Origin of the sequence: Bacteroides sp. 1001302B_160321_D4, from assembly GCF_015667765.1 — a bacterium.
Lineage (GTDB): Bacteria > Bacteroidota > Bacteroidia > Bacteroidales > Bacteroidaceae > Bacteroides > Bacteroides xylanisolvens.
Genome location: NZ_JADPLO010000010.1, coordinates 73102 through 96871 on the forward strand (window position 1 = coordinate 73102; position 23770 = coordinate 96871).

The 23770-nt window shown below is 42.4% G+C and carries 21 protein-coding genes; 11 read left to right on the forward strand and 10 right to left on the reverse strand.

Annotated elements, in window-relative coordinates:
* Nucleotides 1-28 precede the first annotated feature (28 nt).
* A complete protein-coding gene (rpsU, locus tag KFO40_RS06190; protein WP_002558090.1) occupies nucleotides 29-220 on the reverse strand; it encodes a 30S ribosomal protein S21 in 192 nt (63 codons plus the stop codon).
* Nucleotides 221-407: 187 nt separating this feature from the next.
* Between rpsU and KFO40_RS06195 the strand changes: the two genes are divergently transcribed.
* The gene (locus tag KFO40_RS06195) at nucleotides 408-2189 is read left to right on the forward strand and encodes an aminopeptidase P family protein (protein ID WP_211146191.1); all 1782 of its coding nucleotides are present in this window, start codon (nucleotides 408-410) and stop codon (nucleotides 2187-2189) included.
* Nucleotides 2190-2314: 125 nt separating this feature from the next.
* Complete coding sequence (locus KFO40_RS06200) at nucleotides 2315-2836, forward strand: gamma carbonic anhydrase family protein (RefSeq protein ID WP_211146192.1); 522 nt, start codon at nucleotides 2315-2317, stop codon at nucleotides 2834-2836.
* Between the two features lie 144 nt (nucleotides 2837-2980).
* On the opposite strand, the gene KFO40_RS06205 is transcribed toward KFO40_RS06200, so the two are convergent.
* Nucleotides 2981-4204 (reverse strand): 3-deoxy-D-manno-octulosonic acid transferase, encoded by a 1224-nt coding sequence (locus KFO40_RS06205; protein WP_117809755.1) that lies wholly within the window; start codon nucleotides 4202-4204, stop codon nucleotides 2981-2983.
* Nucleotides 4205-4217: 13 nt separating this feature from the next.
* Complete coding sequence (gene gltX / locus KFO40_RS06210) at nucleotides 4218-5735, reverse strand: glutamate--tRNA ligase (RefSeq protein WP_004313449.1); 1518 nt, start codon at nucleotides 5733-5735, stop codon at nucleotides 4218-4220.
* A gap of 94 nt (nucleotides 5736-5829) precedes the next feature.
* Between gltX and KFO40_RS06215 the strand changes: the two genes are divergently transcribed.
* On the forward strand, nucleotides 5830-7902 hold the full coding sequence (locus tag KFO40_RS06215; RefSeq protein WP_008023053.1) for an HD family phosphohydrolase: 2073 nt from the start codon (nucleotides 5830-5832) through the stop codon (nucleotides 7900-7902).
* On the opposite strand, the gene KFO40_RS06220 is transcribed toward KFO40_RS06215, so the two are convergent.
* The 3 genes from KFO40_RS06220 to priA form a co-directional block, all read right to left on the reverse strand.
* Nucleotides 7877-8347, reverse strand: a complete 471-nt coding sequence (locus KFO40_RS06220) for a low molecular weight protein-tyrosine-phosphatase (protein WP_049701238.1) — start codon at nucleotides 8345-8347, stop codon at nucleotides 7877-7879. The two genes, KFO40_RS06215 and KFO40_RS06220, sit on opposite strands and share 26 nt — an antisense overlap.
* 241 nt (nucleotides 8348-8588) lie before the next feature.
* A complete protein-coding gene (locus KFO40_RS06225; protein ID WP_211146193.1) occupies nucleotides 8589-10385 on the reverse strand; it encodes a DUF4091 domain-containing protein in 1797 nt (598 codons plus the stop codon).
* Between the two features lie 51 nt (nucleotides 10386-10436).
* Nucleotides 10437-12893 (reverse strand): primosomal protein N', encoded by a 2457-nt coding sequence (priA, locus tag KFO40_RS06230; protein ID WP_049701240.1) that lies wholly within the window; start codon nucleotides 12891-12893, stop codon nucleotides 10437-10439.
* A gap of 33 nt (nucleotides 12894-12926) precedes the next feature.
* On the opposite strand from priA, the gene KFO40_RS06235 reads away from it, so the two are divergent.
* On the forward strand, nucleotides 12927-13079 hold the full coding sequence (locus KFO40_RS06235) for a hypothetical protein (RefSeq protein ID WP_153882643.1): 153 nt from the start codon (nucleotides 12927-12929) through the stop codon (nucleotides 13077-13079).
* An 8-nt stretch (nucleotides 13080-13087) separates the two neighbouring features.
* Here KFO40_RS06235 and KFO40_RS06240 read toward each other — a convergent pair whose 3' ends face one another.
* Nucleotides 13088-13663: a porin family protein gene (locus KFO40_RS06240; RefSeq protein ID WP_004313444.1), complete on the reverse strand. Its 576-nt coding sequence runs from the start codon at nucleotides 13661-13663 to the stop codon at nucleotides 13088-13090.
* A gap of 260 nt (nucleotides 13664-13923) precedes the next feature.
* The gene (locus KFO40_RS06245; RefSeq protein ID WP_087318394.1) at nucleotides 13924-14355 is read right to left on the reverse strand and encodes a hypothetical protein; all 432 of its coding nucleotides are present in this window, start codon (nucleotides 14353-14355) and stop codon (nucleotides 13924-13926) included.
* 1012 nt (nucleotides 14356-15367) lie between these two features.
* Between KFO40_RS06245 and KFO40_RS06250 the strand changes: the two genes are divergently transcribed.
* The 7 genes from KFO40_RS06250 to arsB all read left to right on the forward strand — a co-directional run bounded on the left by KFO40_RS06250 (nucleotide 15368) and on the right by arsB (nucleotide 20263).
* Nucleotides 15368-15676 carry an ArsR/SmtB family transcription factor gene (locus tag KFO40_RS06250; protein WP_008023058.1) on the forward strand — a complete coding sequence of 103 codons (309 nt, stop codon included), beginning with the start codon at nucleotides 15368-15370 and terminating at the stop codon, nucleotides 15674-15676.
* Between the two features lie 66 nt (nucleotides 15677-15742).
* Nucleotides 15743-15976 carry a thioredoxin family protein gene (locus KFO40_RS06255; RefSeq protein WP_008023059.1) on the forward strand — a complete coding sequence of 78 codons (234 nt, stop codon included), beginning with the start codon at nucleotides 15743-15745 and terminating at the stop codon, nucleotides 15974-15976.
* 18 nt (nucleotides 15977-15994) lie between these two features.
* Nucleotides 15995-16423, forward strand: a complete 429-nt coding sequence (locus KFO40_RS06260) for a nitrophenyl compound nitroreductase subunit ArsF family protein (RefSeq protein WP_117809661.1) — start codon at nucleotides 15995-15997, stop codon at nucleotides 16421-16423.
* Between the two features lie 7 nt (nucleotides 16424-16430).
* Complete coding sequence (locus tag KFO40_RS06265) at nucleotides 16431-17138, forward strand: aromatic aminobenezylarsenical efflux permease ArsG family transporter (protein ID WP_118407970.1); 708 nt, start codon at nucleotides 16431-16433, stop codon at nucleotides 17136-17138.
* 18 nt (nucleotides 17139-17156) lie between these two features.
* The gene (arsD, locus tag KFO40_RS06270; RefSeq protein WP_211146194.1) at nucleotides 17157-17489 is read left to right on the forward strand and encodes an arsenite efflux transporter metallochaperone ArsD; all 333 of its coding nucleotides are present in this window, start codon (nucleotides 17157-17159) and stop codon (nucleotides 17487-17489) included.
* A 4-nt stretch (nucleotides 17490-17493) separates the two neighbouring features.
* Nucleotides 17494-19209 carry an arsenical pump-driving ATPase gene (arsA, locus tag KFO40_RS06275; RefSeq protein ID WP_120069828.1) on the forward strand — a complete coding sequence of 572 codons (1716 nt, stop codon included), beginning with the start codon at nucleotides 17494-17496 and terminating at the stop codon, nucleotides 19207-19209.
* Between the two features lie 13 nt (nucleotides 19210-19222).
* Complete coding sequence (gene arsB, locus KFO40_RS06280) at nucleotides 19223-20263, forward strand: ACR3 family arsenite efflux transporter (RefSeq protein ID WP_117809659.1); 1041 nt, start codon at nucleotides 19223-19225, stop codon at nucleotides 20261-20263.
* A gap of 348 nt (nucleotides 20264-20611) precedes the next feature.
* Here the strand turns inward: arsB and KFO40_RS06285 are convergent, their stop codons facing one another.
* Together KFO40_RS06285 and KFO40_RS06290 are read right to left on the reverse strand one after the other, a co-directional pair.
* Nucleotides 20612-21982 (reverse strand): FAD-dependent oxidoreductase, encoded by a 1371-nt coding sequence (locus tag KFO40_RS06285; RefSeq protein WP_118219146.1) that lies wholly within the window; start codon nucleotides 21980-21982, stop codon nucleotides 20612-20614.
* 221 nt (nucleotides 21983-22203) lie between these two features.
* Nucleotides 22204-23637 carry an aspartate ammonia-lyase gene (locus KFO40_RS06290; RefSeq protein ID WP_087322673.1) on the reverse strand — a complete coding sequence of 478 codons (1434 nt, stop codon included), beginning with the start codon at nucleotides 23635-23637 and terminating at the stop codon, nucleotides 22204-22206.
* Nucleotides 23638-23770 lie beyond the last annotated feature (133 nt).

The window sequence follows — 23770 nt, forward strand, 5'->3', positions numbered from 1 at the left end:
TCAATAATTCAAAGGAAATTACGAATTATTAATCTTCTACTTGCTGAAGTTGTTGTACGTAAACTGCGCGTTCTTTCTTAAGTCTTTTAGTTACAGACGGTTTATCAAACTGTTGTCTGCTTCTCAACTCTTTTACAATGCCAGTCTTTTCAAATTTTCTTTTGAACTTCTTCAGCGCTTTTTCAATGTTTTCGCCTTCTTTTACAGGTACTACAATCATTTTGTTACTATTAATATGTTATGATTAAAAAATTCTGCAGTCAAATTGCGCCGCAAAATTACACATACTTTCTTTATTCACAAAACTTTCGGCAAATATTTCTCAAAAACTATTCATAAACAAGTTATTAAATGCAGAAAGTTAGTACCTTTGAAACACTTACATGTCTATAATAATATAATAAAGTATGAAACAGAGCATAAAAGAGCGAGTGCATGCACTGCGCATGACCTTTCATCCCAATTCTATCAAAGCGTTCATTATTCCCAGCACCGACCCTCACCTTAGTGAATATGTGGCTCCCCACTGGATGTCACGCGAGTGGATTTCTGGTTTTACTGGTTCTGCCGGAACAGCGGTTATCCTGATGGATAAAGCAGGATTATGGACCGACTCACGTTATTTTCTGCAAGCTACGAAGGAATTGGAGGGCAGCGGCATTACCTTATATAAAGAGATGTTGCCGGAGACTCCCAGTATTACAGAATTTCTCTGCCAACACTTAAAACCTGGAGAATCTGCAAGTATCGACGGGAAAATGTTCTCTGTGCAACAGGTCGAACAGATGAAAGAAGAACTGGCGGCACATCAGTTACAGGTCGACATATTTGGAGATCCATTGAGTAGCATTTGGAAAGACCGGCCCGCCATGCCTGATTCTCCTGCCTTTATTTATGATATCAAATATGCAGGGAAAAGCTGCGAAGAGAAAATATCCGCCATCCGTACGGAGTTGAAAAAGAAAGGTGTCTATGCTTTATTCATATCCGCGCTCGACGAGATCGCATGGACTCTCAATTTGCGAGGAAACGATGTACATTGCAATCCGGTCATAGTAAGTTACCTGTTAATCACACAGGATGAAGTGACTTATTTTATTTCACCGGAGAAAGTGACGGCAGAGGTAGAGACTTATCTAAAGGAACGGCAGATTGGAATACAGAAGTATGATGAGGTAGAGACATTCCTGAATTCTTTTCCAGGAAAAAACATTTTGATTGACCCACGGAAAACGAATTATTCTATCTATTCATCTATTAATCCGCAATGTTCTATTCTTCGTGGCGAGTCGCCCGTCGCATTATTAAAAGCGATTCGCAATGAGCAGGAGATCGCCGGCATCCACGCTGCCATGCGACGGGATGGAGTAGCACTCGTCAAATTCCTCAAATGGCTGGAAGAATCCGTATCTACCGGAAAAGAGACAGAATTAAGTATAGATAAAAAATTGCATGAGTTTAGGGCTGCACAGCCTCTCTACATGGGGGAAAGTTTCGACACGATTGCAGGGTATAAAGAACATGGGGCAATCGTACATTATTCGGCTACCCCGGAAAGTGACGTGACTCTTCAGCCCAGAGGGTTCTTACTCTTAGATTCAGGAGCCCAATATCTGGACGGAACCACTGACATCACCCGAACCATTGCCTTAGGCGAACTTACAGAGGAAGAAAAAACGGATTATACCCTTATATTAAAAGGACACATCGCGTTGGCTATGGCCAAATTCCCTACCGGAACCCGTGGAGCCCAGCTCGATGTACTAGCTCGTATCCCTATCTGGAACTACAGAATGAATTTTCTTCATGGCACAGGACATGGCGTCGGACATTTCCTGAGTGTACACGAAGGTCCGCAAAGCATTCGTATGAATGAGAATCCTGTCATTTTGCAGCCCGGCATGGTTACTTCCAATGAGCCTGGTGTTTATAAAGCAGGCAGTCACGGGATACGTACGGAGAACCTGACGTTGGTTTGCAAAGATGGAGAGGGAATGTTTGGAGAATATCTTAAGTTTGAAACTATCACTTTATGCCCAATCTGCAAAAAAGGGATCATCAAGGAGATGCTGACAAATGAAGAAATTGAATGGTTAAACAATTACCATCAGACTGTCTACGAGAAGTTGTCACCGGATCTTAACGAAGAAGAAAAAGTTTGGTTACAAGAGGCAACTGCTTCCCTTTAAAAAGAACTTGTCTGACACCCGGGTGTCAAGCATACTGAGACCCGGGTCTCAGCCATCACGACACCCGGGTGTCGTACAACATAGAACTGCATTAAATAAAAAACTTTATTAGAAACAAATATTATATGGCTTTAATTAAATCAGTACGAGGTTTTACTCCCGAAATCGGGGAAAACTGCTTCCTCGCAGATAATGCAACTATTATAGGAGATGTAAAAATAGGAAATGATTGTAGCATTTGGTTTAATACGGTATTAAGAGGTGACGTCAACTCCATACGAATCGGCAATGGTGTCAACATTCAGGATGGAAGTGTCTTGCATACATTATATCAAAAATCGACTATTGAAATTGGCGATCATGTATCCGTAGGGCATAATGTTACCATTCATGGGGCGACCATCAAAGATTATGCATTGGTAGGGATGGGGTCAACCATCCTGGATCACGTCGTAGTTGGCGAAGGAGCAATCGTTGCCGCCGGTTCGCTGGTATTAAGCAATACCATCATTGAGCCGGGAAGCATTTGGGGAGGGGTACCCGCGAAATTCATTAAAAAGGTAGATCCTGAACAAGCCAAAGAACTGAATCAGAAGATTGCTCACAATTATTTGATGTATTCGCAATGGTATAAGGAAGATAAATAGTATGACCCTAACAAGTTAATAAAAACAGCGGGACGTTCTAATGAAAGAACATCCCGCTGTTTTTATAAGATTTTTTATAAAGCCGTTTTTTTTACAAAAAGCGAATTCATTGGATTCATCTCTTTTCGACACTATTTCCTCTAATCAAAAATTAATCATGTGCATAATCTTTTCTGTAGCTCCGGCATTACTAGTCACATAATAACCTGCATTTGTTCCGGTTTCACGCAAGAACAATTCATCCGCCAGGAAACGATCCAGCAAAGTTTTCAGTTCATCATAATCTTTAATGGAATAAGCGCCCTTTGCTTCGAGCAATTGAACGGCTTCCATAAATTTCTGATACTTCGGTCCGAAAATCACCGGAATACCATATACAGCCGCTTCCAATGTGTTATGAATACCTACTCCGAAACCACCACCGATATAAGCTATTTCGCCATAACGGTAAATAGAGGACAGCAGTCCGAAGCAGTCTATTATGAGACAATCCGCTTTCAATACATTCCTTTCGTCAGCACGGGTATAGCGCACATACGGACGTTTCAATTTACTGATGATTTCAACCAGGTGATTCTCGTCGATCACATGCGGAGCAATAATCAGTTTCATTTCCGGATGGTTATTGAAATATTCGAGGAATAAATCTTCGTCAGGTCCCCATGAGCTTCCGGCAACAAAAGTAAAGGAATTGGTTCCTTTAAATTTCTCTACCAACGGAAGTTCTTTAGCCTCTTCACGGATTTGCAACACGCGGTCAAAACGGGTATCTCCCACTACTGTCACACGGCTGATACCGATTTTCGACAAGTAACGTTTGGATGCCTCATTCTGAACAAACAGATGATCGAAATCTTTCAATACATTGCGATAAGTTCCACCGTACCATTTAAAGAATATTTGTTCGCGACGGAAGATAGACGATACACTATATACCGGAATACGGCGTTTGTGAAGCTCATCCAGATAATTCTTCCAAAACTCATATTTGATAAAGAACGCCATGCAAGGATTTGCAATATCCAGAAACTTTTTCACATTCCGCGGTTTATCAAACGGCAGATAGCAGACAATATCCGCCCCCCGGTAATGCTTACGCACCTCGTAACCGGAAGGAGAGAAAAATGTCAGCAATATCTTATAGTTAGGATACTTCGCACGAATCATTTCTATCAGAGGGCGCCCTTGTTCAAACTCTCCCAGTGAAGCAGCATGAAACCAAATATACTGTTCCCCTTTCTCCACTTGCTGCCGCAGGAGTTCATACACTACCCAATGCCCTTTCATCATCTTTCGGGGCTTACGGCTAAACGGAGCAGCCAAATGGACGATAAAGTCATAAATGACTATTGCCAGGTCGTAAAGCATAGTACTGTGTCGATTACTTCAAAACCTCTACCGCACGTTTCATGCGAGCTATCGTCTCCTCTTTGCCCAATACCCAGGAAATATCGAACATGTGCGGGCCTTTTCCTTCACCCACTAATGTCAGACGGAAAGCATTCATGATATTACCAGTATGATAACCTTTCTCCGCAATCCAGTCCATAACGACTTTTTCCTGTCCTTCAATACTAAAGTCTTCAATGCCGGCAATCACTTCTGCCAATTCGGTCATACATTTTGCAGAATCTTCTTTCCAACGTTTCTTCACCGTCTTTTCATCATATTCGGTAGGAGCAACGAAGAAGAAGCTACATACGTCCCACAGTTCTTTAATGAAACTTACCCGATCTTTCATCATGCCAACCACAGTCACCACCTTTTCGAAAGGAGCTTCTACACCATGTTCTTTCAGGAAAGGCAAGAACAGTTCCGCAATTTCTTCGTTAGGTTTCTGCTGTATATATTGATGGTTGAACCATATTCCCTTTTTATAGTCGAACTTGGCACCCGACTTGCTGCAACGGTGAAGATCAAACAATTTAATCAATTCGTCCATTGACATCACTTCCTGGTCATTGCCCGGATTCCATCCCAACAAAGCCAAGAAATTAATCACTGCTTCCGGCAGATACCCCGATTCACGATAACCTGAAGAGATTTCTCCCGATTTCGGATCGTGCCATTCCAATGGGAATACAGGGAATCCGAGACGGTCACCGTCACGTTTACTTAATTTTCCATTGCCTTCCGGTTTCAGCAATAAAGGCAGGTGGGCAAATTCCGGCATTGTATCTTCCCAGCCGAAAGCACGGTACAACAACACATGCAAAGGAGCGGAAGGGAGCCATTCTTCACCACGAATCACGTGGGAAACTTCCATCAAATGGTCGTCCACGATATTTGCCAGATGGTAAGTCGGCAGTTCATCAGCCGATTTATAAAGCACTTTATCATCCAGAATGGATGAGTTGATAATAACTTCGCCACGAATCAGGTCATTCACATGTACGTCTTCATTCGGTTCGATTTTGAAACGAACGACGTATTGTTTGCCTTCAGCAATCAGTGCATCCACTTCTTCCTTCGGCATGGTTAATGAGTTGCGCATCATTCCGCGAGTAGATGCGTCATATTGGAAGTTAGCAATTTCAGCACGCTTAGCGTCCAGTTCCTCCGGAGTATCAAAAGCGATGTATGCTTTTCCATTTTCCAGCAAAACCTGCACATATTTCTTGTAGATTTCGCGGCGCTCCGACTGGCGGTACGGACCACATTCACCACCGAAGCTCACTCCTTCATCAAAGTGGATACCCAACCACTTAAAAGATTCGAGTATATACTCTTCCGCTCCCGGAACGAACCGGTTAGAATCAGTATCTTCAATACGAAATATCAAGTCTCCGCCGTGTTGACGCGCAAATAGATAATTATACAAAGCTGTACGCACACCACCGATGTGCAGTGCTCCCGTAGGACTTGGAGCAAAACGAACTCTTACTTTTCTTTCTGCCATAATTTGGGTTAGTATAGGTAAATCGTGGCAAAATTAAACCTTTTTTTCCACACTATTGTTTTTTTTTGTACTTTTCGCAAAAATTTCAGTGGATATGGAACATTTGAAGAAGAAAAAAAGTTTTTCATGGAGAGATTTACTATATAAATCACTGCTATTTGTGAGCACTGTGACGTTGATTGTCTATTTCCTGCCACGTGACGGAAAATTCAATTACCAGTTTGACATCAATAAGCCCTGGAAATATGGGCAGCTGATCGCTACTTTCGACTTTCCTATTTATAAAGAGGATGCGGTAGTAAAAAGAGAGCAGGACAGTCTGATGGCTTTCTTCCAACCTTATTACCAACTGGATAAAAACATCGAGAAAGACGCAATCGCCAAGTTGAAAGAGAATTATCATACCAATCTGAAAGGTATTCTTCCTTCCATTGATTATTTACGGTATATCGAGCGTACCTTAAAAGAAATCTATCAGGCAGGTATCGTATCGACAGAGAATATACAGCAGCTTCAAAAAGACAGCACTTCATCCGTCATGGTGATTGACGATAAACTTGCCAACCCGCAGGCTACCGAAAACATTTACACGGTAAAGAAAGCGTATGAACACCTGCTAACAGCAGACTCGACCCATTTCAACCGGGAAGTATTAAGGCAATGCGCGCTGAACGAATACATTACTCCCAACCTCACTTTTGACGAGGAGCGCACCCAGGCCGCCAAAGAGGAGATATTAAATAATTATTCCTGGGCAAACGGATTGGTAGTCAGCGGGCAGAAGATTATCGACCGTGGAGAGATCGTTAGTCCGCATACCTATAATATCCTCGAATCATTGCGCAAAGAATCCATCAAACGCAACGAGTCTATGGGACAAAACCGTTTGATTCTCGGAGGTCAGGTTCTGTTTGTAGGTATGCTGATGCTTTGTTTCATGCTTTATCTCGATTTATTCCGGAAAGACTATTATCAACGGAAAGGCAGTCTGTCGTTACTATTCACCCTGATTGTGTTCTACAGCGTCATAACGGCTTTCATGGTGACACATAATATATTTAATGTGTACATCATCCCCTACGCGATGCTGCCGATTATCATCCGTGTCTTTCTTGATTCGAGAACCGCTTTTCTGACGCATGTCATCACTATATTGATATGCTCCATCTCCTTGCGCTTCCCTCATGAGTTTATTCTGACGCAGTTGGCAGCGGGATTAGTGGCGATATTCAGCCTAAGGGAACTATCGCAGAGATCCCAGCTTTTCCGAACGGCCTTATTAGTGATACTGACTTATGCAGCCATTTATTTTGCTTTCGAACTGATGACGGAGAATGGTCTTTCCACCGACTTTTCGAAGTTGAATATACGTATGTACACTTACTTTATCATTAACGGAATCCTGTTATTATTCACTTATCCTTTATTATTCTTATTGGAAAAGACTTTCGGATTTACTTCCAATGTTACTTTGGTGGAACTTTCGAATATCAATAACGATCTTTTGCGGCAGATGTCTGAAACGGTTCCCGGAACCTTCCAACATTCCATGCAGGTGGCTAATCTGGCAGCGGAAGCCGCTATCCGCATTGGAGCAAAAAGCCAGTTAGTACGTACGGGGGCTTTGTATCACGATATCGGGAAGATGGAAAATCCGGCTTTCTTTACGGAGAATCAGTCGGGAGGGGTTAATCCGCATAAGAATTTGAATTACGAACAAAGTGCACAGGTCGTTATCAGCCATGTGACGGATGGATTGAAACTGGCGGATAAACACAATCTGCCTAAAGCGGTCAAAGATTTTATCAGCACTCATCACGGACGGGGAAAAACAAAATATTTCTATATTTCCTGGAAGAACGAGCATCCGGACGAAGAGCCGAATGAAGAATTGTTCACTTACCCCGGACCGAATCCGTTTACCAAAGAGCAGGCTATCCTGATGATGGCGGATGCTGTGGAAGCTGCCTCGCGCAGTCTTCCGGAATATACGGAAGAAACAATCAGCAACCTGGTCGACAAGATTATCGACTCACAGGTTACTGAAGGTTATTTCAAGGAATGTCCTATCACTTTCAAGGATATAGCAACTGTGAAAGCTGTATTCAAGGAAAAACTAAAGATTGCTTATCATACCCGGATCAGCTATCCGGAGTTAAAGAAGTAAGCAGGCCGGCACAAGCGTCTTCCAACACATCGAGTACATATTCAAATCCTTCGGCCCCTCCATAATAGGGGTCGGGGACATGATCTGCAGGAATACGGGTGCAGTACTCCGTCATGCGATGAATCTTCTTCCATTCTTCGGGAGAAGGTGCTTTGTCTTTCAGGTCGTCTATGTTCCGGTCGTCCATACCGATTATCAAATCAAAATGATAGAAATCTTCTGTACGGACGGGGCGCGAACGATGCACCAATTGGTAACCGCGACGAGCCGCGTGAGCACGCATCCGGCTGTCCGGCAGTTCGCCCTGATGATAAGACAAGATTCCGGCGGAATCTATCACAAATTCTTTTTCCAATCCCGCTTCTTTTATCAAATGAAGCATCACGCCTTCAGCCGTAGAGCTACGGCAGATATTTCCAAGACAGACAAACAATATCTTTTTCATAATTTCACTTTTAACAGATTCAAGAATAAGTCAAATGATAATTTTGCGGAGTGCCCTGAAAGGGCTTAATTATATAGCGTAGGGCAACGCCCTACGTAAAAACGACAATCTGAATTTGCGCCCTGAAAGGGCATATTTGTATACAGTTCCGCCCTTTAGGGTATGTCTAAAACGATAACATGCCGAATGGAAACCTTGTTGGGGCGCTACGCCCCTAAATTCCCATTTAACGAACAATCATTTACAATGAGTTCAATATTTGATTTGCCCGGTTCACGGTTACTGCTGCCGGGGTTTCCGGCATACTACCCAAGTTGAACGGAGCAAGCATTTTCTCTATTTTCTTTAATCCGGCTTTATTTCCCTTTTTCTCAAATTCCTGACGGAGGATATTTATCTTCTCGTGCGCCTGAATTCCTTCAATCAAGCGTTCGAAACGGATACAGCTACGCGCTCCCGGATATACAAGATACGTATCTCCACCTGCCCAACTGCGGAAACGGGAATCGAGCAGCGGTTCCAATGGCCAGCTGTTGTATGCCCAACGCAAATAACCGTCCAGGTGTTTCTTAGAAGAATAATAACTTATCCAGACAGCTTCTGCAGGATCGGAGAAAGTAAATGTATTGGGGTGAGCTTCCGTACAGCAGGTGTAATAGTTGGTACGCTTGTTTTCTGCCACACGGCGGAGGCGTACTTCTTCGGGGAAGTTCTGTCCGATTACAATGCAGTAATCATACAAATCGGGCTCAATCTCCGCATGGTAATTTCCTGCCAACGAAACTTTGAAATCCGGATCGGCCTTACGAATCACCTTCAAGGTCTTCTGCATCACTTCCATCGGACGTTCATCCATTGCTATAGCGCAGATATCGAACCATCCTTTTTCTTTCAGGTGCTTGGAGAAAGACGAAAGCATTGCTACCCACATTTCTTCGTAAGCCTCCTCGCCCGGTGCTGTTTTCACAAATTTCAGCGAATTGGTTGCCTGGTCGTAATACTGGAATGACAACTCCCAGGGAACCATTGAATAACAGTTGATCTGTTTGTCAATGCCCACACTCATCATAAATTCTACCCAACGGTCGAAAATGGTATAGTCGAAAGACCATGTGCCGTCCGCCCGTTTCATCCAGGTAACCATTGTATCAAAATAATCTTCCGTCTGACCGTTCCAGGGTTTGTGCATCAAAGTAGCCGTGATAATCTTTTGTCCGGCGTCTGTCAGCATTTTCATCAAAGGACGCATGGCGTCTAAATGCTCCTGGCTCCATAGAGGAACCTGATAGTAACGTGCCACTGCATAGGGACTTTGCCACAAATCCAAGTGGTAAGCCCACTCCGAAGGCGCCGGAAGTTCGCGGGAAGAAACCGTAATTTCCAGATTCAGGCGTTGCAACAGACGAGAGCCGTCGTTGATTAGCAACTCTCCTTTATACGTTCCGGGAACAGCCGATTGAGGAATCCAACACTGCACCCAGACAGGCTGAACAGTACGGGCAGGCAAAGCCATCGCTTTCAGACTCGTATCAATCGGGTCGGCCACCAATAATGAATCATAATCCACCGCTTTCCGATGTCCGCAGGCACCTCGACCGTCTTTGTTCAATTCGTCCGTCATCACATAACGAACAAAACCGCCGGTGAATGCATCTTGGGGAAGAACGTTTCCTTTCTTGTCTTTGAAATCACCAAAGCTGAAATTCAGGTCTTTCAGTTCTACACCTGTCCATACAACCGCTTGCGCGTTCACACGTTCACCACGCCAGCCTTTCAAAGCAATCGTTTGCTGGTTCTTCAACCGGGGAAGCCCGTGTTTTGCGTACCGGACGTCTGTTGTACCCCAAGACACTTGTGTTGTTGTCACTGCCGCCCATTCTTTATCAGACGGCGTAGCAGGGTCGGGCAATTCCTGATAAGTCAGTAAAGGGAACTTCGGTTGTCCTGTCGGAACACCACATTGAGTGACTCCTTGCTGGGCAAAAACTGCGCCTACGCTAAAGAGACAAGTCAGGGAAAAAATAGTAAGTCGTTTCATGGTTAGTTAATTAAATGATTAAAGGTTTTTATTAGGGGGAAAAATATTCAATCACATGGGGTCTACATCATAATAGACAATCAAAGATTTATAGCGTTCATCTTCCAACATCTCCCGTTGGATGCGCAACAGCAACTCCCGGGCACGTCCCATCGGAGCGTTCTGCTCAATCTTGACGACAATCTTTTTGATAAACAACGTTTGGATACGGGCAACAGGAGGTTTATCCGGCCCCAACACCCGATTGCCAAATACCGCCCGCAGCTTATCCGCCATCACTACCGCCATCTGATCCAGCAATGCTTCATTATGATTTTTCAGATAAACATATACCAACCGGTAATAAGGAGGATAATGGAACATCTGCCGTTCCGCCAACTGTCCGCCTACCATGTCTTCATAATCATTGGCAATGACCTGATGAATGATAGGATGCTCGATGCTCTTGGTTTGCAGCACCACCCTACCCCGCTTGTTCTTACGTCCGGCACGTCCCGCTACTTGCGCCATCAACTGGAAAGCCCGTTCATAGGAACGGAAATCCGGATAATTCAGCATCGTATCGGCATTCAGTATACCTACAATACTGACATGATCGAAATCCAATCCTTTCGAAACCATCTGCGTACCAATCAATATATCCGTCTTTCCCTGTTCGAAATCCGCAATAATCTTTTCATAAGCAGAGCGGGTGCGTGTGGTATCCAAGTCCATTCGTGCCACTGCCGCTTCGGGAAAAAGAATTTTAATGTCATCTTCAATCTTTTCCGTACCAAAGCCACGGTTCACCAGTTCCGTACCTTCGCAGGCAGGACAGGATTTCGGCAGTTGGTAGGTATAACCGCAATAATGACAGGTTAGCTGATTGATTCCTTTATGATAGGTAAGGCTCACGTCGCAATTCTTACACTTGGGCACCCAACCGCAGGTACGACACTCCACCATCGGAGCAAACCCACGACGGTTCTGAAAGAGAATCACTTGCTCTTCCTGTTCCAAAGCCTCTTTCATGTATTGTATCAAGAGCGGTGAGAATTGTCCCACCATCCTCTTTTTGCGATGCAATTCCTTTATATCCACCGGAATAATCTCCGGCAATTGAATTTCTTTATATCGTTCTTTCAGTTGTACAAAACCATATTTCCCCTCCCCTGCATTCTGCCACGACTCGATAGAGGGGGTAGCCGTTCCCAACAAAGTTTTAGCTCCGTACATGGCAGCCAGTACAATCGCTGCGCTACGGGCATGATAGCGGGGAGCAGGATCTTGTTGCTTATACGTATTTTCGTGCTCTTCGTCCACAATCACCAATCCCAGATTTCGGAAAGGAAGAAACACGGAAGAGCGAACACCCAGGATAATATCGTACCCATTCTCTCCCAGTTGTTTCCGCCAGATTTCAACCCGTTCGGCATCGGGGAATTTAGAATGGTAGATCCCCAGGCGAGCACCGAAGACACGTTGCAGACGCTCTGTAATTTGAGTAGTCAAGGCAATCTCCGGCAACAAATATAAGACTTGTTTTCCCTGACGAATCGTTTCTTCGATCAGATGAATATATACTTCCGTCTTCCCACTGGACGTTACTCCATGAAGCAGACAAACGTTTTTCTCCTGAAAAGACTGAACGATTTCATCATGTGCCCGTTGCTGAAACTCATTCAAGGCGTTCAGCTCGACCACTTCTTTCTCCTGTTTATTCAACCGTCCGATTTCGTGATAGTAGATTTCGAAAATCTTCTTATCCACCAGTCCGTTCAGTACCGAAGGGGCCACATTAGCCCGTTGCAACAATTCTTTCTTGGAGACTTCTTTCGGAGTTCCGGTTCCTAAAATACCTGAATACTCTACATACTTCATGAGCAACGCCAGTTGCTTCGGAGCACGAGACAGAATATCAAACAGAATATGGAGTTGCTTTTCATCTGCCGTACCCGCAAGCCGCACTCGTGCCTCTGTCTTAGGCTTATAAGTACGTTTCAATTCTTCCTTTACAAAAATAGCTTCTTTATCGAGCAGGGACTTGATGGCAGTAAGAATGTTTTTTATGCCGCTATCTTTCTCCAGTTTAGTGACGGACTGCTGCGCATCTACGGCAAGTAAATCCAAAATGCGTTGTTCCCGTTCCGGCAATGGCGCATCCGCCTCAAAATCGGGATTATATTCAACAATCGTTTCACTCTCCAGCTTCAGACCGGAAGGAAGTGCCGCTTTATACACATCTCCCTGTGTACAGAGATAGTAATCGGCTATCCATTCCCAAAATTTGAACTGAACGGGTAGTAAAATGGGAGAAGCATCCAGCAATGCAGATATATCTTTCACTTCGTACTCCGTTGGAGCACAATAATGAACGTTAAGGACGATAGCCGTATAAAACTTCTTTCGCCCGAAAGGAACTACCACACGGCAGCCTATCTTCACATCTTCCGCACATTCGTCCGGCAAAGAGTAAGTGAAACTCTTCGGAAGCGGAAGCGGTAATATGACATCTACATATTTTTTCATTGCAGGTACAAAAATACAATAAAAAAATGGGGAATGAAAAAGAAGGAAGAGAGAACACTCAAAAGAAAAACGCTTCTTAAGGCAGGATTGGGCAGAAACAGTTTCGAGACTGCAACAGGGCAGCCCCCGAACAAAAAAAGAGTTCCCGTTCACCGGAAACTCTTTTTTATATACGATGTAAAATGACAGACTATTTAAAAAATATAGGCAACAGATACCTGCCAAGTCTTAGTCTTATAAGAAGCGTCTGTTCCTTCAATATCCGCAGTGTCGCCCAATGGGATATTGTAGTTAGCACCTACCTGCAGATGGTTCAGCAACTTCAAACCGGCACCCACATTAATACCTACTTGCGCTTTCTTCTTATCAATTCCCGATTTCTTTTCAAAATCGAAATAAAAATCAGGACCTGCAGCAAGATAAATACCGGCCATACTTCCCAAACCGATTGTATATTTCAGGTTTACAGGAATATCAATACCGTTTTGCTTGATAGTCAAATCCTCGTTTCCTTCAGAAACCTTTATACCTCTTTGAGCAAAAAGCAAGGCAGCATCTACTCCCAACCCTACGATTGGAATATTAAACTCGGCCATCGGACCAATAAAGAAACCGGTAAAATTATCCTTCTTAAAGTTATCGCCTACATTAGAGAAACTCGCCTTCGACAAGTTCAAACCTCCTTTTACACCAAAGTGTATTTGCGCCTGGGCAGGCATCGCCATACCGATACATACGGCAATCATTAAAGCACCAAAAATCTTTTTCATAAATTTACGTGTTTATAATTCGGGACAAAGATATATAATTAGAATAAATAAACACAATTTATCGGTTTTTTGTTCGCTCAAAGTCGCTGTTGTTCACTTAATCCGACGCCCATACCTTTATATTTGCTCTTTTGAAGATTGAACTTACAATAGAGCATCAGTTTCATCTAACACTCACAGACTAATAAGAAGTTCTTATTAGTTCAATTTTCATCCTATTTATCATCTATAAATATTGGAAAAATGATAGTTAATCAAATTTACTTCCTAATTATCATACATAACCTTTTCAGCCAACACGTACGGCAAGTGGTCTGCTCCAATGCAAGTTCTTTTTCTAAATGCCGCACCCGGTCACATTGCTTCAACCATTTGCTCTGCAGTGCATCATACAAAAATTTAGCTCCTTTATATATGGTGATTTCCTTATCTTGTTTGCCTAAAAGTGATGCGTATATTGAACAAACTTGAGATTTATCCATGCAATATCGTTCCAACTTTTCGATATACATCAATGTAATCCCCTTTTTATTCCGGTTGATAAAATCCTGAATACTTTCATCGTCGATGATGTCGATGTCAGCTCTTTGGTAGTCCACGGTAATTTCTCTTATCTCTATCAAGACCCAAATATATTCTGTCTCGAATCCGTACTTTGCAGCCGCTTCTTCTATACTAATCCATTGTGCCATAGCGTTTGTTCTTTTATGTGTGATACAATAAGGGATGAATAATGTTTTATTCATGTATATTAGCACAACGAGCATCCACTCTTTTTGCAGTCCGCCGGATGGAGATTGGCTAGGTTAAATTGTGGGGTAATTGATAACCGGCCGAATACAAGAAAGACGCAGATGCTGCTGTACCATTATCCACTTTCAAGGCTAGCTAAACCGACCAGAGAACAATGATAACAGCAGACACCCACGTCAATCGTTTATATATAACACATCTTTTACGAATATGTTGATATACATCCGTTCACGTGGAGTATCTACCGTATCATCTCCCTCTGTTTGAATTAGCTATTTCTGAAAGTGAGAGATAATACGCTTTTACTCCATATAGGAAATAAAAACCGCTTCCTGCCTGTTTCATCACGCTGATGGGCTGAAAGCGTATGACAAAGATATATGTTTTTTTTGAAAGGTAGCAGAAATATGGAAATAAATATAGGAAGTTCTGTATTAAAATGAATTTGATAAAATATAATCCTGTTTCTTATTTCTGATTACTGAAATCCGTCACTAATAAAAATAAATAAGCAATTTTACTCTCATACTCTCATCAATCGTTTGAAAAGCCTTTATTCATCGGAGTTACAGGTATGAGAGTAAGTATGATAGTAAGATGAGAGTAACTTTTACTCTCACCATGCCTCACACCAAGACAGGACCATTATCTTCTGACATACAGTACATTATCTACTATTACCAAAAGTATTAACAGCTATAGCATCAAGTATTAACTCCCTAAAAATCATATATTAATAGTTCGAAAATCAGGTATTAATGCATGGGAAACAGTATAATAACACCTATATTAGTAGTGACAATAAAAGCATTATAGATAAACTTATAACCAAGCTACCATCATCTTTCTACCATTTAAGCAGTGAATGTTCGTTAAAACACGAATATAGGATTTGCTTTTTATAGCATTGTTCGTATATTTGCGAACATTAAATAAAAGAGAAACTAATGTATGGAACAGCAGGAACAGATTGCTCGTTTTGCTAAAGCGTTGGGGCATCCCACCAGAATAGCAATACTTAATTTTCTTGCAAGGCAAGAAAGCTGTTATTTTGGGGACATCCACGATGAGTTGCCAATCGCTAAAGCAACCGTTTCCCAGCATCTAAAAGAATTAAAAGACGCTGGACTGATACAGGGTGAAATAGAAACGCCCAAAGTGAAATATTGCATAAACCGTGAAAACTGGGAAATAGCCAGACAGTTGTTCGCCCAATTCTTTTGCGATTGCGCTTCTAAAAAAGGTGCTTGCTGTGAATAGCAGCCCCTTTTTTAGACTTATTGTTCGTTGTTTTGCGAATTACGTTTAATATATAAAATAGAAAATATGGAAATTAAAGTTTTGGGTACAGGCTGCGCAAATTGTAAAGCTCTGTACGTAACAGTAGAACAGGCTGTAAGAGATCTAAATTTAGATGCTACGTTAGTTAAAGAGGAAGATATTTTAAAGATTATGGAGTATAATATCCTTAGTTTGCCGGCATTAGTGATTGACGAAAAGATCGTTTCCGCCGGAAGAAAATTATCCTTAGCCGAAGTAAAAGAACTATTGAAACAATAACTTAGAAACACTGTACCTATGAAACATTTATTTTTGATTGCTATCAGCTTACTCCTGTTTTCTTGTAGCGGGAAGCCAAAAACAGAAAATAAACAAGAGGTTTCCGCACAAGGAGATCGTGTAGAAGTAATCTACTTTCATGGAAAACAACGGTGTGTTACCTGCCGTGCGATTGAGCAACTGACGAATGAAGTGTTGGAAGCCACTTTCAGAAATCAAATCGATAAAGGGGCAGTTGTGTATAAGGTTATAGATATTTCAGATCCGCAAAATGAAGCGATTACGGATAAATATGAGGTGACATGGTCGTCTTTGTATATAAACGGCTGGAAGGGAGGAAAAGAAACTGTTAATAACATGACTGAATTTTCTTTTGCCAACGCAAAGGGGGCACCGGATATATTCAAAGAAGGTATAAAGAACAAAATAAATGAACTGCTAAAATAACTATTATATGGATTTTCTTCAAAATCTTCTGGATAATAGCAATATCCCGGTAATAACCGCTTTCCTGCTCGGTTTGCTTACAGCCATAAGTCCTTGCCCTTTAGCTACCAATATAACTGCGATAGGCTTTATCAGTAAGGATATAGGCAACCGGAACAAGATTTTTTTAGGAGGATTGCTTTATACCTTGGGGCGTGTTGTGGCTTATACGGTTTTAGGGATCATCCTGATTTCTATATTGAAAGAGGGATCAAGCATGTTTTCCTTGCAAAAAGGTATAAGTAAATATGGTGAGATACTAATCGCTCCGGTCTTGATATTTGTAGGGGTATTCATGCTTTTCGGAGATCATTTGAATTTACCTAAGTTCGGATTTTCGGGAACAGGAAAGGCGGAAAAACTGAAAGGCAATTTAGGCAGCCTTTTGCTTGGAGTGCTTTTCGCTCTGGCATTTTGCCCTACCAGCGGACTGTTTTACTTCGGGATGCTTATACCGATGTCGGCAGCAGAACCGGGAGGCTACCTTTTGCCTATTGTCTATGCGGTAGCCACCGGCCTGCCCGTTATTCTGGTAGCTTGGATTTTGGCGTATAGCGTTGCCGGGATAGGCAAATTCTACAACCGCATACAGGTATTTCAGAAATGGTTTAACAGAGTGGTAGCTGTTTTGTTTATCGCAGTCGGCATTTATTACGCATATATCAATTACTTATAAATTAAATAAAAACAGAATATGAAAAGAATCGAGATTTTTGATCCGGCGATGTGTTGCCCTACCGGATTGTGTGGCCCGAATATCAATCCTGACCTTATGAGGATTGCAGCCGTACTGGAAACCCTCAAAAGACGGGGGATCGTTGTCGAGCGTCATAATTTACGGGACGAGCCGCAGCTTTATGTCAGCAATAAAACGGTTAACGATTATTTGATGAAAGAAGGTGCGGAAGGCTTGCCAATCACCATAGTAGAGGGGAAAATCGTGGTAACAAAAGGTTATCCGACCAATAAGCAGTTGAGCGAGTGGACAGGCATTCAGTTAGACATTATTCCAATTATCAACCAATGAGATTATGAAGAATTTCAATTTATCAGACATACAGTTAACAAAGTATTTGTTTTTTACAGGTAAAGGCGGTGTAGGAAAAACTTCTATCGCTTGCGCTACGGCCGTAGGTCTTGCGGATCTTAGCAAAAAGATATTATTGATAAGTACAGATCCAGCCTCTAATTTGCAAGATGTATTTGGGCAGGAACTGAACGGGCATGGTACGAATATCTCCGAAGTGCCCGGCCTGACGGTCGTAAATCTTGATCCGGAAAAAGCAGCCGCAGAATACCGGGAAAGCGTAATCTCTCCTTATCGTGGGAAATTGCCGGAAAGTGTGATCCGGAATATGGAAGAACAACTATCCGGATCTTGCACGGTGGAGATTGCAGCGTTCAATGAGTTTTCGGATTTTATCACCGATAAAACCAAAGAAAAAGAATACGATTATATCATTTTTGATACAGCGCCAACAGGACACACCCTAAGAATGTTACAATTACCGTCCGCTTGGAGTACGTTTATCAGTGAAAGTACACATGGTGCATCCTGTTTAGGCCAGCTGTCGGGACTGGAAGAAAAAAAAGGTATTTATAAACAGGCTGTAAATACCTTGTCCGATGAAAAAGCAACCAGCCTGATACTAGTTGCCCGGCCGGATCTTGCTCCATTAAAGGAGGCTGCACGCTCTTCTCACGAGTTGAATTTGCTTGGCATAAAAAACCAGGTACTTGTCATAAACGGGGTGTTACAACAAGCCGATGATAATGACAAGGTTTCCAAGTTATTAAGCGAAAAACAAACTTCGGCTTTACAGAACATTCCGGAGGAGTTGAAAGATTATCCGGCATATAGCGTTCCATTACGTTCCTACAATTTATCAACTATAGAAAATATCCGGAAAATGTTATCGAGCGATAACCTTATTTCGGGAGGTGATTACAAGCCTTTGCAGGGTGAAAAGAATCTGGATGATTTGGTAAATGACCTTTTTTCTTCCGGCAAACGGGTTATTTTTACAATGGGAAAAGGGGGCGTAGGAAAAACGACTGTTGCAACCAATATCGCCCTAAAGCTAAAAGCACTTGGCGCAAAAGTGCATTTGACAACAACAGACCCGGCCAATCACTTGAATTATGAACTTGTAATAAAAGCAGGGATCGACGTTAGTAAAATTGACGAAGCGGAGGTTCTGGAGGCTTATAAAAACGAGGTAAGGGCAAAAGCCAGGGAAAACCAAATGACGGCCGAAGATATGGAATATATTGAGGAAGACCTGCGTTCCCCTTGCACACAGGAAATAGCTGTATTCAAGGCATTTGCCGATATAGTGGAAAAGGCTGATACGGAAATTGTAGTAATAGACACAGCACCAACCGGACATACTTTGTTATTGTTGGATGCAACGCAAAGTTATCACAAGGAGGTAGAACGGACGCAGGGAGAAATCAAGGGAGCAGTGGCAAACCTGTTGCCACGTTTGCGCAATCCCAAAGAAACGGAGGTTGTCATCGTAACACTTCCGGAAACAACCCCTGTTTTTGAGGCGGAACGTTTATTGCAAGATTTACAACGGGCAGGCATCAAGAACAAATGGTGGGTGATAAACTCCTGTTTATCTCTGGTTGATACCCAAAACCCATTTTTAAAGGCCAAAGCACAAAGTGAGTTGCCATGGATCGACAGAGTAAAGAAATTATCAGACAGTAATACCGCGTTAATCGCATGGAGAGCAAAATAAAAAGAGAGTGATTATGAAACAACTTGCTTTTTTAGACCGTTATTTGACGGTATGGATTTTCTTAGCAATGTTTATCGGTGTAGGATTGGGTTACCTATATCCCGGCATCGTAGATTTTTGGAGTCATTTTGAAGTCGGAACGACGAATATACCCTTGGCAATAGGGCTTATCCTGATGATGTATCCACCTTTGGCAAAGGTGAAATATGAAGAATTAGGCAACGTATTCAAAGATAAAAAAATCCTGACCGTATCACTTCTGTTGAATTGGTTGGTAGGGCCGATACTGATGTTCGTTCTCTCAATCATCTTCCTGCATAATTACCCCGAATATATGTACGGATTGATTATGATAGGTCTTGCACGATGTATCGCCATGGTACTGGTTTGGAGCGAACTTGCAGGAGGAAGCAACGAATATACGGCCGGACTGGTCGCTTTTAACAGCATCTTTCAGGTCCTTTTCTTTTCTGTATATGCTTATTTCTTCTTATCTGTGTTCCCTGAATGGGTGGGAATGGAAACAACCGACGCCGTTCAACAAATCACGATGTCCGAGATTGCGAAAAGTGTAGGCATTTATTTAGGAATACCGTTTGTTCTTGGATTTCTGACACGTTTAGTCTTGGTTAAGAATAAAGGCATGGATTGGTATTACCAGAAATTTATCCCTAAAATCAGCCCGGTTACATTGTTGGCCTTGCTGTTTACAATCGTGATAATGTTCTCTTACAAGGGAGAATATATCATAAAATTGCCGTATGATGTGATGATAATAGCAGTCCCGTTGGTGTTGTACTTTGGAATCATGTTTTTTGTTTCCTTTTTTATTACCCGGAAAATGGGAACGGATTACCCAAAAGCCGCTTCCGTATCATTTACGGCTACCGGAAATAATTTTGAATTGGCTATTGCTGTGGCTATTGCCGTTTTCGGTATCAGTTCGGGAGAGGCTTTCGCCGCGGTAATCGGGCCACTGGTAGAAGTACCCGTATTGATACTATTAGTAAGATATGCGTTAAAGATGCGCCGCAAATTTAAAGCAAAGAACTAGAAACTACAGTTCCGAGGCGGGAAACTACAGTTTCCAAGGCAAGAAACGCCAGTTCCCAAGGCGGGAAACGAGAGTATCTAAGGCAGGAAACTGAAGTTTCCATATAGAGTTATTATAACTCTCCCGTAAGGATAACTAGAACTTCCCATAGCTTTGCATAAAGAAATCAAGGACTTTTCTTTAGTTATATTATACGTTGCAGATACTTTATCTGCAACGTATCTGCAACAGGTATCTGCAACGCTCCAACTGCCTATTTACTAATACATTACAAGCGTTTTGTTGCAGGTGGCAGATACTTTGATGTTTTTTAAACTTTATAGAGGAAGATTATACTCATTCTTACTACTATGAAAACAAATCATTTAACGCCTCGCTCATACTAGGATGAGTAAAAATGAAGTCACGCAGGAAAGTATAATCCTGACCTGTCTTCATTGCAACAGCAACTGTATTGATTACTTCGCTGGAATCAGGCGCAAACAGCATACAGCCCAATATTTTTCCCGTATTCTTATCAATGACAGCTTTCAACAAGCCATCCGTTTCTCCCAATGTTTTCGCTCTTGGTATCGCCATAACGGGCAATTTCCTGATAATAATATCCAAATTCTGTTTACGAGCCTCTTCTTCATTCAATCCGATACGTGCTAATGGAGGATCAATAAAAACAGAGTAGCTAACCGGATTGCGATCATTGGTTGTCCGTTCTTTATCGCCAAACAGATCCTCCCGGATAATCCGGTAATCATCCAATGAAATATAAGTGAACTGCAAACCACCTTTCACATCACCAACGGCACGTATATTCGGTTGGGTTGTTTTCAGATATTCATCCACAATGATCGCTCCGCGTGCATCCGTCTCCACTCCGGCAACTTCCAAATTCAGATCTTTCGTGTTCGGTCGGCGCCCTGTAGCCAGCAATACAGCATCAGCTTCAAGTTCCACCACCTCGCCAGTTTGTGAATCAGAAAAAACAACGACTGCTCCATCTTCGATATGTTTCACAGATTGAACCTTTGCATTCATTCGAAAAACAATGCCTTTTTTCTCTAATGTTTCTTTTACACTTGCAGCAATATCCCGGTCTTCACGCACAATCAGTTCAGGATAACTTTCGAGTACGGTCACCTGTGAACCGAACGAAGCATACATAGACGCAAACTCCAAACCGATGTAACCGCCACCGATAATAACCAGTCGGCGGGGAAGCTCGGTCAATTCCATGATTGAGGTACTTGTATAAACCAACGGATTACCCGCAACTCCCTCAATGGGAGGAATAACTGTTTCTGCTCCCGTATTGATAATAATTTGCTTCGATGTCAGCATTATTTCTTCAGTAGATGTACGGACAGAAACCACATCGGAAGAGACAAAAGAGCCCACACCTGTATAGACTGTCACATTGGGATTATCTGCCAGATTATGGTAATTCTTATTTCTCAATGCACTTGTCACAGCTTCTTTCACAGAAATGGCGTTGCGATAGAACTCACTCCTTTCTTCAAATGTAGCATCTTTCATACCGGAAGCAATTTTAGCCTGATGAACCAATGTCTTGGTCGGAATACAGCCAATATTAATACACGTTCCTCCATACATTTTATCCGAACGTTCAACAATGGCAACTTTTCGCCCACGCTTTGCAAACTCTGCCGCAAGGGTCTTCCCTCCCTTGCCAAAACCGATAATAATAACGTCAAATGCATTCATATCCATATAGTTTTAATTGGTTCTAAATTTACTTGTTAAGTTCATAACTAATGATGTTGCAAAGTTCACTGTTTTTGAAAGAATGAACAATAACTATTTTACCGGATAAGTTAGCAATTATTCCCATATAGAATAAAAGTAACAAATAATCAAAATCGCCGGAGCAGATCAGTGACCTGCCCGGCGATTTCCCTATTGAATCGATTCCCACTTACTATCTATCAACGGTTGGGATGAATATCCAGTTTGACTGGTTTTATCATATTTTCAGGTTCCAAAATGGTATCCAAATCTTTCTTGGAAAGGATATTATGTTCCAAAACAAGTTCATACACTCCCTTTCCTGTTTCCAATGCTTCTTTAGCTATCTTGGTAGAATTTTTATAACCAATCACCGGATTCAGGGCTGTCACTACGCCAATGCTGTTGTGCACATCTCTCCGGCATTTTTCTTCATTGGCTGTAATGCCGTCGATGCATAACGTACGCAAGGTATCAAAGCCATTCATCAACAAGTCGGCAGACTCGAAACAGCATTGCGCCATCACCGGTTCCATTGCATTCAGCTCCATTTGAGCGGCTTCGCCACTCATGGCCACACAAAGATCATTTCCTATCACCTTATAAGCCACCTGATTCATCACTTCAGGAATCACCGGGTTCACTTTTCCCGGCATGATGGATGAGCCCGGTTGCATAGCCGGCAGATTAATTTCGCCCAATCCACAACGCGGACCGGAAGCCAGCAACCGCAAGTCATTGCATATCTTATTCATTTTGACAGCTATACGCCTCATCGCTCCCGAATAACCTACCATGCAGGAAGTGTCCGAAGTGGCCCCCACCAAATCATCGGCTAGTTTTATATCCAGTCCCGTAATCTTGCGCAAAGCGGCAATACACTTCTCCGCATATTCCGGTTCGGCGGTGATTCCGGTTCCGATGGCTGTGGCTCCCATGTTGACTGTCAGAAAGTCCTGCGCGGCAAAATCAAGATTCTTCACTTCATGTTCAAGAATACTCGCAAACCCGTTGAAGGTCTGTCCGAGAGTCATTGGTACGGCATCTTCCAGTTGGGTACGTCCCATTTTGATGACATGCGCAAACTCACTTCCTTTCTTCCGGAAAGCCTCTATCAACACTTCGAAATGCTTAACTAATTTCAGATGAGTGTAATAGAGTCCAATGTGGATGGCGGTGGGATAAGCATCGTTGGTAGATTGCGAGCGGTTGACATGATCGTTAGGCGAACAGTATTGATACTCTCCGCGCTGATGCCCCATCAATTCCAATGCCCGGTTGGCAACCACTTCATTGATATTCATGTTCGTGGTAGTACCCGCTCCTCCCTGAATCATATCTACGGGGAACTGTTCGTGATGCTTTCCTTCGAGTATTTCTTTACAAGCTCTCAAGATAGCATCCGTTTGTTCTTCGGTTAATAAGTCCAGTTCGCGGTTGGCAACGGCGGCTCCCATCTTTGTGATAGCCAATGCCTGGATAAACAAAGGGTACTCATTTAAATGAAACTTGCTGATGCGAAAGTTTTCGATACCACGGAGCGTCTGTACTCCGTACAGTGCACTTTCCGGCACTTCACGACTACCTATCAGGTCACTCTCCGTACGAGTTTTTTTTGATAAATTCTGTTCCATATCGGTTGTTTTATAATAATAACTGTTTCGTTAGTTCTTATAATAACCAATGAGTTTAGTTATTGTTTTAATAAATATGCAAAAACTATTCAAAGACTTTTTTGTTGTTAATACAAGAAAAAGAAAATACAAA

What these genes read in the sequence shown, in the direction of transcription:
- KFO40_RS06240 (WP_004313444.1), bottom strand. Translation starts at nt 13,663, where the DNA reads ATGAAAAAGATTTTTGGTGCTTTAATGATTGCCGTATGTATCGGTATG.
- KFO40_RS06200 (WP_211146192.1), top strand. Translation starts at nt 2,315, where the DNA reads ATGGCTTTAATTAAATCAGTACGAGGTTTTACTCCCGAAATCGGGGAA.
- KFO40_RS06285 (WP_118219146.1), bottom strand. Translation starts at nt 21,982, where the DNA reads ATGAATGCATTTGACGTTATTATTATCGGTTTTGGCAAGGGAGGGAAG.
- KFO40_RS06250 (WP_008023058.1), top strand. Translation starts at nt 15,368, where the DNA reads ATGGAACAGCAGGAACAGATTGCTCGTTTTGCTAAAGCGTTGGGGCAT.
- KFO40_RS06260 (WP_117809661.1), top strand. Translation starts at nt 15,995, where the DNA reads ATGAAACATTTATTTTTGATTGCTATCAGCTTACTCCTGTTTTCTTGT.
- arsA (WP_120069828.1), top strand. Translation starts at nt 17,494, where the DNA reads ATGAAGAATTTCAATTTATCAGACATACAGTTAACAAAGTATTTGTTT.
- KFO40_RS06195 (WP_211146191.1), top strand. Translation starts at nt 408, where the DNA reads ATGAAACAGAGCATAAAAGAGCGAGTGCATGCACTGCGCATGACCTTT.
- KFO40_RS06215 (WP_008023053.1), top strand. Translation starts at nt 5,830, where the DNA reads ATGGAACATTTGAAGAAGAAAAAAAGTTTTTCATGGAGAGATTTACTA.
- KFO40_RS06245 (WP_087318394.1), bottom strand. Translation starts at nt 14,355, where the DNA reads ATGGCACAATGGATTAGTATAGAAGAAGCGGCTGCAAAGTACGGATTC.
- KFO40_RS06265 (WP_118407970.1), top strand. Translation starts at nt 16,431, where the DNA reads ATGGATTTTCTTCAAAATCTTCTGGATAATAGCAATATCCCGGTAATA.
- KFO40_RS06225 (WP_211146193.1), bottom strand. Translation starts at nt 10,385, where the DNA reads ATGAAACGACTTACTATTTTTTCCCTGACTTGTCTCTTTAGCGTAGGC.
- KFO40_RS06220 (WP_049701238.1), bottom strand. Translation starts at nt 8,347, where the DNA reads ATGAAAAAGATATTGTTTGTCTGTCTTGGAAATATCTGCCGTAGCTCT.
- arsD (WP_211146194.1), top strand. Translation starts at nt 17,157, where the DNA reads ATGAAAAGAATCGAGATTTTTGATCCGGCGATGTGTTGCCCTACCGGA.
- arsB (WP_117809659.1), top strand. Translation starts at nt 19,223, where the DNA reads ATGAAACAACTTGCTTTTTTAGACCGTTATTTGACGGTATGGATTTTC.
- KFO40_RS06255 (WP_008023059.1), top strand. Translation starts at nt 15,743, where the DNA reads ATGGAAATTAAAGTTTTGGGTACAGGCTGCGCAAATTGTAAAGCTCTG.
- gltX (WP_004313449.1), bottom strand. Translation starts at nt 5,735, where the DNA reads ATGGCAGAAAGAAAAGTAAGAGTTCGTTTTGCTCCAAGTCCTACGGGA.
- priA (WP_049701240.1), bottom strand. Translation starts at nt 12,893, where the DNA reads ATGAAAAAATATGTAGATGTCATATTACCGCTTCCGCTTCCGAAGAGT.
- KFO40_RS06290 (WP_087322673.1), bottom strand. Translation starts at nt 23,637, where the DNA reads ATGGAACAGAATTTATCAAAAAAAACTCGTACGGAGAGTGACCTGATA.
- rpsU (WP_002558090.1), bottom strand. Translation starts at nt 220, where the DNA reads ATGATTGTAGTACCTGTAAAAGAAGGCGAAAACATTGAAAAAGCGCTG.
- KFO40_RS06235 (WP_153882643.1), top strand. Translation starts at nt 12,927, where the DNA reads ATGAAAAAGAAGGAAGAGAGAACACTCAAAAGAAAAACGCTTCTTAAG.
- KFO40_RS06205 (WP_117809755.1), bottom strand. Translation starts at nt 4,204, where the DNA reads ATGCTTTACGACCTGGCAATAGTCATTTATGACTTTATCGTCCATTTG.